Source organism: Mucilaginibacter sp. P4_G9, from assembly GCF_056400985.1.
Genome location: NZ_JBFUKF010000172.1, coordinates 1 through 11033, shown reverse-complemented (window position 1 = coordinate 11033; position 11033 = coordinate 1). Strand labels below are relative to the sequence as shown.

Here is an 11033-nt window from a genome sequence, read left to right as displayed (position 1 = left end):
AGCTTGATGAGGTTGGGCGTGCTGCAATCACACTCAACCTTTTTTATGTTGTTGTTATGATATCTATAGGCAATTGGTTTTAGGGTTTATCATTCGGGTTATTTATTAAAATAGGGTATAAACATTTTTGTTAACGTGGTATTTAGAATGCGTGAGCCTGGTAATACCATTTAGAATATCAGGCAGTGTTTGGTTCTGAAATATTGCCGTGATACGCTGTGTCGCCAACTGATGATTTGATATTTTAATGTTGACTGCATATTTATTGCCTAAAGCGTCTGCCACATCGGCCAGTGTAGCGTTTTCGAACGTCAACTTATCATCCAGCCATGCAATGGCATCAGCCGGCTCGGCAATATGGCTTATTGTGAAATTTTGGTTTGTTTGATCAGTGGTGGCACAAAGCCCGGGAGTAAGTATAACATGCGCTTTATTGCTTTGATCAACCAGACCTACCTTACCGGTTAAAACGGTCACTTTTATGGGTCGGTGCTCGTCATAAGCGCTAATCGTGAATGATGTGCCTAAAACCTGTGTTTTTAGCGTGCCCGAATAAACAATAAATGGTTTCTTTTCATCGTGAACTACCTCAAAATAAGCCTCGCCTTTTAAATAAACTTCTCTTGTCGTACCATTAAATTTTTGTGGGTAGCGCAAATCACTGTTCGCGTTTAAGGTAACACGGGTGCCATCAGCTAATGTTATTACCTTGGTTTTTGCAGGCAAAGAATAAGCGGTTAAATATTTTGTACCAATGACAACTTTCTTATACTTATATACACTTATAGCACACACAAGAAATATTAAAGCAAAACATGCGGCATATTTAAACATCCTTCCGGTATTATAACGTTTTTGCGTTTTCGCTTTGACATTTTCATAAATACCATCCCAGTGTACGTTATGTTGGTTGATTACATGAGCCGATTTTGCCCAATGTTTTTTTAGCACCTTATCAAAATCGACCAGATTTTGGGATGTTTTAATTTCAGACATCAACTCATCAAATTCTTGTTGGGTGCAAGCATTATTGATGTATTGGTTTAACAGATATGATATTCTTTGTTTGTGATCCATTTAGTTGTGCAATTACATTAAAGACACAGTAAAATCACAAACAGACTAATGCAAATAAAAATTTTATTCTTTTTAATAGAACGTTAAAAAAATGTTGTTTTATATAACTTGCAAAGTGCAGAATATACCATTAACAATCACATTCATTGTATTAAATAAAATAAATATTCCCATAAACATTTAATTTTTGAGAAGCTATAGTTTGATAAACATTAAGATAAGAATAATGGTTGGATCAATACCATTTTGGGTAAGGTAACCTCTTATCGAAGCCAATGCGGAGAGCAAATGGTTTTTTACAGTGTGTTTTGATAAATTTAATTGAGAAGCGATATCGTCGTAACTCAAATCGTTATCCTTATTCAGCTCGTAAACCAATCGACGTTGTGGCGATAACTGGCTGACTGCTGTATGAATAAGTTTTTTGTATTCGGATAGCTGCACTGCCGAGTCTGTGTTGTTATAACCGGGGACTGCAATTTTCATTAAATGGTTGACAAGTCGCAGATCACTCGCGGCTTTTCTTAAATAATTTAATGAATAATTACGAACGATGGTATAGATATATCCATCCAGATTTTTTATACTGCTAAGTAATTCACGATTCTGCCAAATTTTAATAAATATCTCCTGGGTAATTTCCTCTGCCGCATATTGCGATTTTGCAATAGCATAAACCTGTGTATAAACCTGACGTTTATATTCCTCAAATATCCGGCGAAATTCAAACTCTGGCTCTGTTTTCGGGATATCGCTTTTCATTAAATCGGCAACGGTTCATATTATGTTAAAATAATAAAAATTTTACCTAATATAATGAAGGTTTTATTCATTTCAACAAATCATTATAAAATATTTAACCTGTTGATAATGTTGCATTAATTTAGATCGCTTTAGGCTTTTTTATATCCCGAAATAATCACAGATATAAGCAGCAAATCCGGATAACAGTTGGTTCAACTACTTGAAAAATTCCCCAAAATGCCATAGGATTCCGGATGGGTCATGCATAAAACACTCTCGTCCCCAATCATATTGTCGAATTGGCGTTAGTTTTACGCGTTTATATTTAGATGTAAGATCCAAAGCCAAAAGTTCATTCCAATACCGGCCAACGTCTTCAACTTCTAAAAAAATCATTGAATTGTCTACCCAATCCCGCACGTAAGCATCCTGTAAATAAAACCCTAAGCCATTCGTTTTGAAATAGGACATATTATAAGTCAAAATACTTTCTTCAAATCCCAGGTCCCGGTAAAAACTCCGCGACAGCTCAAAGTTTTCAACTCCGATGAATGGTCGAATTGATATGGCTTTATGTTCCATTGTGTTGATTTTTAATTGCCGCTAATTGTTGCAGGGTCTGATGATTATAGAGCCAGACCCCTCCATCCCTGAACTGAAGTTGAATAAAGATAAAAAGTTTACCTGGTTATTTCTACTATTCAATAAAATGTGACAATAGGTTCCTTGTGCCACATTTTATTGTTAGCTAAATCAAAAATTCACATTGGTGTCATCAAGATAGTTTCAGGCCAGGAAATTGATCAATCTGATGTCATCTCCTGATTAATTAGGAGATGGTGTCTTTTTCCATTTCTTTCACTTCGTGAGGGCGCCCATTTTTGAAAGCTTTACGTGGCGATAGGCCGAGTAACTCAAACATTGCCATATCGCTATCAAATGACGGATTTGGAGTGGTTAAGAGCTTCTCCCCCGCAAAAATTGAATTGGCACCCGCCATAAAGCAGAAAGCCTGCTCAACAACACTCATTTCGGTACGACCGGCTGATAAACGTACGACCGTTTTTGGCATAATGATGCGGGTAGTGGCTATCATTCTCACCATTTCCCAAACAGATACCCTTGGCTGATCGGCTAATGGTGTACCTGCCACAGGTACCAAAGCATTGATTGGTACAGATTCGGGATGCTTTGGCAGGTTTGACAGTGTTTTCAGCATGGAGATCCGGTCTTCTACTGTTTCGCCTAAGCCGATAATACCTCCACTACAAACCGAAATTTTTGCTTTGCGTACATGCTTCAATGTTTCAAGGCGTTCATCATAGGTACGGGTTGTTATAATACGCTTGTAATCCTCTTCAGATGTATCAAGGTTGTGATTGTAGGCATACAAACCTGCATCTGCCAAACGTTGAGCCTGGCTCTCGGTAAGCATACCCAGTGTACAGCAAACTTCCATATCAAGGCTATTAACAGCCTTCACCATATCTATTACCTTGTCAAAATCGCGGTTATCACGTACCTCGCGCCATGCGGCACCCATGCAAAGCCTTGATGCGCCACCTGCTTTTGCCTTTTCGGCCGCGGCAATAACTTCATCTTTAGGCATGATGGCATGTACATTAACACCCGTATTGTAACGTGCAGCCTGGGGGCAATAAGCGCAATCCTCAGAACAACCACCAGTTTTGATAGAGATAAGTGAACTGATCTGTACCTCGGCGTAATCAGTATTTTCACGGTGTATAGTTGCTGCCTTGTAAACAAGATCAAGCAACGGGGTGTTGTATATTTCTGCTATTTGCTCTTTTGTCCAATCGTATCTTACTTCAGTCATAGTCTCAATTTTGATGGTTCAAATTTATAATAAAAGCTTGATTGGAAAATTAATGATGTAATAAAAGCTTAGTAGCAAGGTAAAGTGGCAGCAAAAAACCCGCGCAATCTGTAAAAGTGGTTATGATAATAGATGACGCAACTGCTGGATCGACCCCTATCCTCTTTAATACAAGCGGAATAGATGCACCGGTGATGCCTGCAATAATTAAATTACCTGTCATTGCTAAAAACAAAACCAGGCCCAACATCGGGTTAGCATCATAAAATAAGGCAATACAAAATACTACTAACCCATTGGCCGCACCGTTGAGCATACCAACTAAAAATTCTTTAATAACTGTATTGTACGCCTGGCTATCGGTAAGGTTGCTTAGCGATATACGCCTAACTGTTACTGCAAGAGCCTGCGTGGCAGCGTTGCCTCCCATACCTGCTATAATAGTCATGTACGCCGCTATTCCCTTTACCTGGGAAACAGTATCATCAAAATGACGGATTACAGATGCTGCTAAATACGCTGTTGCTAAGTTTATCACCAACCATGGCAGACGGCTTTTTACAGCATCTTTCCAGTTACCGCTTAGTTCCTCATCTTCAGATACACCGGAGATCTTTAATAGATCCTCGGTGTTTTCCTGCTCCATTACGTCGATGATATCATCAACTGTAACCCTGCCAAGCAGTTTCATGTTATCATCAACTACGGGGATGGTGGTTAAATTGTACTGTGATATTAAGCGCGCCACTTCCTCCTGGTCAAGATCGGCCTTTACGTAAACAGGGTCGCGTTTTACCAGGGCTTTCACTTTTACATCGGCGTGGGCCTTAATTACATCTTTTATGGATAATATTCCTTTCAGGATATCAAAATCGTCGACAACATAAATGGTGTAAAACTCTTCCATTTCTTCAGATTGACGGATGATCTCGTCCAACGCGTTTTTTTTATCAAGGTTGATGTTCACCTTAATAATATCGGAGTTCATCAAACCACCCGCTGTATCCTCGTCATAACTTAACAAGGCCCGAATGCTGCTTGCATCTTCCTGGTCGATATCCTTTAATATTTCATGCTGCTGATCCTCGTCAAGCTGTGAAATAATATCGGTGGCATCGTCATAGTCCAGCTCCTCCACAATCTCCGATCTTTTTTCGGGATGCAGATTAATGAGCAGTTCTTCGGGGTGATGCTCCTCGTCCATTTCCGAAATTACTTCTGAGGCAACGTCGGTTGGCAGGATATTGATAATGCGTTCTTTCGCTTCCTGCGGAAGCTGTTCAAAGAGTAAGGCAATCTCCGAAGCGTGGTAGTCCTGCAAAACAACCTCTAAATCAGCATCATCGCCCTCAAGGGCGGTTTTAATGCGGAGCAGATCGGTTTTATCTAATTCAAAAGATTGCATATGCGACTAAAATACTCATTTAAGCCACAAAACAGGAATTAAAAAGGCATTAATTGAGCGTTAAAATTAAGGCTGAACTAACAGGTTAATAATAACATTAACGGGGGTGGTAAATGTGTATCGATTTGTGTGTTCCGGTACAAAAGTGAGGGTTTGTCGTTTTTTTTTAACTATTTTGTATTTAGTCTTGTAATTGTCTTATTATTAGAAACTTAAAGGTTTAAATAAAAAAAGATGTACGACATTACTTGTCGCACATCTTTTTTTCAGTGTTGATATTTATTCTGAAAAATAGATATATATCCGTTAAAGACTATAATTATACAGGGATTTTAACGCATTTATCTTACTTAATTTACCCAGGGTTTGTTCTACCTGCGTTTTGCGGATGGAAAGCCGTATGCTACAATCATTATCAAATTGCTGCTCAAGTACAACCAGGCTATCATCCTTAATTATCCGCATTACATCGTTCATTTGCAGGTAATCAAATGTAATGGTATAAACATCGTTTACGGTTTTATGGACAACAACAGCCAGCTTCAAAGCCTCTTCGGTAGCAACCTTATAAGCATTGATCAAACCGGGAACACCTAACAATGTACCACCAAAATAGCGCACAACTACAACCAGGATATTGGTAAGATCCTTAGATAACAGGGTATTTAAAATAGGTCGCCCGGCGGTGCCTGATGGTTCACCATCATCATTTATCCTGAATACCGACCTATCGATACTTAACCGTGTGGCCCAGCAATGGTGATTGGCTTTGGGATGTTCGGCTTTCAGTTTAGCAACAATACCTTTAATCTCACTTTCTGACCTGATAGGATATGCAAAGCCCAGGAACTTACTGCCACGGTCGCGAAAAAGGCTTTCGGTTGGTTTTTCTATAGTTTGGTAAGTATCGTCAAAAAGCATTTTTAAAGCTGTAGCTGAAAGTTTAAAGCAAAAGCGGTTATCGGCCTTCGTAATGAATATTAAACGTTACAAGTGCAGAAAACCCAGCGTTTGCGGAAAGTAGATGATTACAATAGCCAAAACAGCTATCACTATCCCTATTTTATTAAGAAGACTAAGTTTTTCTTTGAATATCAGCATACCAACTAAAGCACCAGCAACAATAACACCGATGTTCATTGCTGAAAATACAGATGATGGATTGTTTGCCAGGGCCTTATGGGCCTTTAGGTAAAATAATATATTCCCAAAGTTAAACATACCCAATACCCAGCCAATTAAAATATGCGGCCAGGAAAAACGCATTTTTTTTGTAATAACCTGGTAAAACAATCCAATCAGCGATAATACAAACGCCAGTATAAATACGATAAAGATAGCCGTAGTGAACGGTATATTGTTTACCTTGGTTATCTGTTTTAATAATACATCAATAACTCCAAAGCCTAAAAACACAATAAGCAAATAAAACCACGAGCCATTTTCTATTCTGTTGCCTGCGTTTTTTTGCCAGGGGATTGAACATATGATAGCAATAAATGCCAGCACAATACCAATTATTTTAACTGTGTTTGACGCCTCGCCAAACAAAAAGAATGCAGCAACTATAGGTATAAACAGCGATAAACGTTGTGCCACATCTGTACGCACTATCCCTGCCTTACGTACCGACGATGCCATAATTACAAAAATCAATGGAAATAGTATCCCGAGCGCCAGGTAATTGTAAATTGGAGTATCCTGCAGGTTTGATAGCGATGGTTTAAAAAATATCCAGGTAAGCAGTATGGCCATTGAGTAATTCCAGGTGATTGCCTGGAAAACATCAATATGATAACGCCTGGCCAGCTTTAGCATAATCGACACAATAACACTGCAACAGATACTTAAAAAAACGTATAGCATTTTATATAATAGGCTTATTGTATAACACTTGCAGGCGGTCGGCCCCAATTAAAGATTCGCCCGCAATTATACCTGTTATTTGTGGTGATTTTATGCCTTTTGCTAAAACAGTTTTCCCTGTGAAAATACGGGCCTCATCCCATAAACCGGCTTCCATGAATGTTTGCAGGGTACGTGCGCCGCCTTCAATAATAACCGATTGAATATCCTGCAGGTATAACTGGTACAAAATATACTGGGGCACATAACGTTCAAAATCCTCCAGGGCAATATATTTGTTCTTGCCGTCAACATTAAATTCAATTTCGTTAAAAATCAGTGTTTCAACAGATTGATCAAATACGTTCAACTGTTTGTTTAACTCCAGCCGCCTATCAATAACCACCCGTTTGGGCGATCGGCCTTCCCAGTAGCGTACGTTCAATTGTGGGTTATCAATGGCAACTGTATTTTTTCCTACCAATATAGCATCTTCTTCGCTGCGCCATTTATGTACCAGCTTACGCGATTCGGTACCGGTTATCCAAAGCTGGCTGCCATCATCCGGGGCAAAAAAGCCATCGGCAGTTTGCGCCCATTTCAGGATGATGTATGGCCTGTGTTTTTGCACCTTAGTAAAAAAGCGGCGGTTGAGCCACTGGCACTCGGCTTCCAGCACCCCCGTGATTACGTTAATACCGGCAGCTGTTAGCTTTTCAATTCCCTTACCATCAACCTGCGCAAAAGGATCGCGCGTGCCAACAACCACTACGGGGATCTGGTGCTTAATGATCAAATCGGCGCAGGGCGGCGTTTTACCATAATGCGCGCATGGCTCCAAAGAAACATATATTACCGATTGCTTTAGCAATTCAGTTGAATTATCAAACCTGCCGGTAACCTGTGCAATAGCATTTACTTCGGCATGGGCTTCGCCATATTTCTGGTGATACCCCTCGCCTATTATTTTACCATCATGAACAACAACGGCGCCCACCATCGGATTCGGACTAACCAGCCCGGCACCCAGTTCGGCAAGTTCCAGGCAGCGCTGCATAAATATTTCATGTTGAACCATGCAGCAAAAGTAGCTTTTATGTTACTTTGTTGTATGATTACAATCCAGGATGTTTTTGAAGATTACAAACGGCTGAACAATATTTACGCCATTAATGAAACAGAGGCACTTAGTTTATTGTGCATCAGCGTGGTAGCTAACTTATCAAAAGCATCTGTTAAAGCATTTCCTGAAAAGGAAATAACCGTCGAACAATCTGAAAAGTTAAAAAATATCCTCGCCGAATTACTAACAGGTAAACCCATTCAATATATTTTAGGTATTACTGAGTTTTACGGTCTGCCTTTTACAGTAAATCCTTCCGTACTGATTCCCCGGCCTGAAACCGAGGAGTTGGTTGAGTGGATTTTGGGAGAAAGGCAAAAAGTGAAAGGTGAAAAGTTTTCCGGACGCATTATCGACATAGGAACCGGTAGCGGGTGCATCGCTATTACCTTGAAAAAGAATTTACCTGGTGCTGTTGTTTTTGCAATAGACGTATCTGAGGACGCGTTAAGAACTGCCGAGGATAATGCAGAACTTAATGAAACAGAAGTTCATTTCCTAAACCTTGATATACTCACTTTTTTACCTGATAGCACCATTCCAAAGTCGGATATCATTGTGAGCAATCCGCCCTATGTTACTATTGTTGATAAAAAGCAGATGCATACCAATGTAACCGATTTTGAGCCGCATACAGCCCTGTTTGTGCCAGAAAACGATCCCCTGCTATTTTACAGGGCTATAGCCGATTTTGCTTTGGTTAATTTAATGCCAGGCGGGTACCTGTTTTTCGAGATTAACGAAAGCTTTGGTAAGGAAACAGTAGAATTATTGCGGGATAAGGGCTTTGTAAACATAGAATTAAGGAAGGATATGAGCGGCAGGGACAGAATGGTGAAAGCGGTTGCCAACTTATGACCGGGGATGAAACTGGCTGATTGTGCTCTTCAGATACTCCCTGTCTAAATGCGTATAAATTTCGGTTGTGGTGATACTTTCATGGCCCAGCATTTCCTGTACGGCACGTAAATCAGCGCCGCCTTCCACAAGGTGAGTAGCAAAGGAATGGCGGAAGGTGTGCGGACTTATCGTTTTTTTTAACCCTACAATCTCTGCAAGATCTTTGATCATTAAAAATATAAGCTGGCGGCTTAGCCTTGATCCTCGCCGGTTTAAAAACACAATGTCCTCCTCTCCTTTTTTTATTGGAGTATGTACACGAACATTTTCAATCCATATTTTAAGGGCTTTGATAGCCTCGGCACCAATAGGTACCAGGCGTTCTTTATTGCCTTTACCGGTAACCTTTATAAATTCAATATCAAGGTATAGATTAGATAGTTTAAGCTCTGTAAGCTCAGATACCCGCAGGCCACTGCCGTAAAGTGTTTCTAATATGGCTTTGTTACGCGCGCCTTCGGGTTTGGAAAGATCAATAGCGGCAATTATTTTATTGATATCCTGGTAGCTGAGCGTATCGGGCAGTTTGCGCTGTATTTTGGGTGATTCCAATAACTCCGACGGATCATTTTTTATAATATCCTCCATCAGCATATACTTATAAAAAGCCTTAATGCCAGACAGTATTCTGGCCTGCGAAGACGGAATCATCCCCAACTCATTCACCCAGTTAATAAACTGGCGCAGATCATTTAAAGTAATAGCTTCTGGCTTTAGTTTAATTGATTGTGCATCAGCAAATTGAAACAGCTTTTCTATATCCCTGCTATAAGCTTCAACAGAGTTATCAGCCAGCGATTTCTCTAATTTTAAATAAGCCTGGAAACCTTTTATTGCCGAACGCCAATCCAATTGATTTTACTTTTAATGTTTTATAGTTAAGTTTGAACCAATGAAGATACAAATTATTAACGGCCCCAATTTAAATCTGCTTGGTGTACGCGAAAAATCAATCTACGGTAACACCAATTTTGAAAGCTACCTTGAAGAGCTGCGCTCACGTTACGCAAACATCACCATTAATTATTACCAAAGTAATGTTGAAGGCGAAATTATAAACAAGCTGCACGAAATTGGTTTCGAATACGATGGCATAGTAATAAATGCCGGCGCTTATACCCATACATCTATTGCTATCGCCGATGCCATTGCGGCCATCAATACGCCTGTTATCGAGGTGCATATCTCTAACGTTTATAAACGCGAGGAGTTTAGACACCATTCTATGTTAGCTGCAAGTTGCAAAGGTGTTATTGCCGGTTTTGGTATGGATTCATATAGATTGGGAATAGAAAATTTTGTTGCCTCTAAATAAGGGCAGGAAGTAATTGGCTGTCACCCTGAGCCTGTCGAAGGATCGCGCGCAGAGGCCTTCACCCGCTATGCTTCGACAGGCTCAGCATGACAGCCTTTTTTTAACAAAATCCAATCTGCATAGTAGGGGATTGCTTCGTACCTTATAATGGCGTGTTTGCAAGTGTCTGATTGTCAGATCTATTTTTTAATATAATCTATGTCATTGCGAGGAACGAAGCAATCGCATGCTATACAGGGCGGACCTGCACAGTTCGCGATTGCCGCGCTGAGCTCGGAATGACATTGGTGTTGTGAGGCCCTAAACCCAACACGTCATCCCCATTTTTTTCCAGGATTATCCTGGTGGATACTCGCAATGACGCACGGATTTTATACAACCTCTTACATCTTTTATCTTTTTTAAAACGTTTTCAGCTATAATGTGTTAACACATTGCTTTCAGCCTATCTTTTACGATGCATAAATTATCTAAGGTTACCGCTTTTATCTTATTATTCATCACGCTTTTTTCTTGTGCCGATGTGCTTGCGCAAACAAAAAAGAAAAAACAGCGATCGGTAAGGGATTCCCTCCGCGCTGCCATCCTGTCGCGGGATTCGCTGATGCGGTCACTCAAAAAATCAGACACATCGGTAAATAACCTTTTACAAAAGGTGGAGTATTATACTTCGTCTTTTAACCAAATCAAAACCAATCTTTCTAAAGAATTGGATACGATAGAAATCAGCCAGAAACTGCCTTCTTTTGAAAGACGGATTGGCCTGATTAAATCATTAATAGACAAC

The 11033-nt window shown here is 40.0% G+C and carries 12 protein-coding genes; 3 read left to right on the top strand and 9 right to left on the bottom strand.

The features are described from left to right. Positions 1–105 precede the first annotated feature (105 nt). From AC1DPZ_RS15340 to ribD, 8 genes are all read right to left on the bottom strand, one after another. On the bottom strand, positions 106–1077 hold the full coding sequence (locus tag AC1DPZ_RS15340; RefSeq protein WP_477404873.1) for a FecR family protein: 972 nt from the start codon (positions 1075–1077) through the stop codon (positions 106–108). Between the two features lie 195 nt (positions 1078–1272). Next, positions 1273–1839 (bottom strand): RNA polymerase sigma factor, encoded by a 567-nt coding sequence (locus tag AC1DPZ_RS15335; protein WP_477404871.1) that lies wholly within the window; start codon positions 1837–1839, stop codon positions 1273–1275. A 198-nt stretch (positions 1840–2037) separates the two neighbouring features. Continuing rightward, on the bottom strand, positions 2038–2403 hold the full coding sequence (locus AC1DPZ_RS15330) for a VOC family protein (RefSeq protein WP_477404869.1): 366 nt from the start codon (positions 2401–2403) through the stop codon (positions 2038–2040). Between the two features lie 247 nt (positions 2404–2650). After that, a complete protein-coding gene (bioB, locus tag AC1DPZ_RS15325; RefSeq protein WP_477404867.1) occupies positions 2651–3658 on the bottom strand; it encodes a biotin synthase BioB in 1008 nt (335 codons plus the stop codon). Positions 3659–3707: 49 nt separating this feature from the next. Beyond that, positions 3708–5063 (bottom strand): magnesium transporter, encoded by a 1356-nt coding sequence (mgtE, locus tag AC1DPZ_RS15320; protein ID WP_477404865.1) that lies wholly within the window; start codon positions 5061–5063, stop codon positions 3708–3710. A 306-nt stretch (positions 5064–5369) separates the two neighbouring features. Next, entirely contained in the window at positions 5370–5984 is a 615-nt protein-coding gene (locus tag AC1DPZ_RS15315; protein WP_477404863.1) for an IMPACT family protein, read from the bottom strand. Positions 5985–6050: 66 nt separating this feature from the next. Then, a complete protein-coding gene (locus AC1DPZ_RS15310) occupies positions 6051–6929 on the bottom strand; it encodes an EamA family transporter (RefSeq protein WP_477404860.1) in 879 nt (292 codons plus the stop codon). A gap of 1 nt (position 6930) precedes the next feature. Further along, complete coding sequence (gene ribD / locus AC1DPZ_RS15305; protein WP_477404858.1) at positions 6931–7986, bottom strand: bifunctional diaminohydroxyphosphoribosylaminopyrimidine deaminase/5-amino-6-(5-phosphoribosylamino)uracil reductase RibD; 1056 nt, start codon at positions 7984–7986, stop codon at positions 6931–6933. A 33-nt stretch (positions 7987–8019) separates the two neighbouring features. Here ribD and prmC point away from each other — a divergent pair, with 33 nt between their 5' ends. Further along, positions 8020–8889, top strand: coding sequence for a peptide chain release factor N(5)-glutamine methyltransferase (prmC, locus tag AC1DPZ_RS15300; protein ID WP_477404856.1), 870 nt, complete (start codon positions 8020–8022; stop codon positions 8887–8889). On the opposite strand, the gene xerD is transcribed toward prmC, so the two are convergent. After that, positions 8884–9783 (bottom strand): site-specific tyrosine recombinase XerD, encoded by a 900-nt coding sequence (xerD, locus tag AC1DPZ_RS15295; protein WP_477404854.1) that lies wholly within the window; start codon positions 9781–9783, stop codon positions 8884–8886. The genes prmC and xerD overlap by 6 nt on opposite strands. Before the next feature lie 40 nt (positions 9784–9823). Here xerD and aroQ point away from each other — a divergent pair, with 40 nt between their 5' ends. Both aroQ and AC1DPZ_RS15285 read left to right on the top strand, forming a co-directional pair. After that, positions 9824–10246: a type II 3-dehydroquinate dehydratase gene (gene aroQ, locus AC1DPZ_RS15290; protein ID WP_477404852.1), complete on the top strand. Its 423-nt coding sequence runs from the start codon at positions 9824–9826 to the stop codon at positions 10244–10246. A gap of 457 nt (positions 10247–10703) precedes the next feature. Then, on the top strand, positions 10704–11033 hold a 330-nt coding region (locus AC1DPZ_RS15285), incomplete at its 3' end, for a hypothetical protein (protein WP_477404850.1).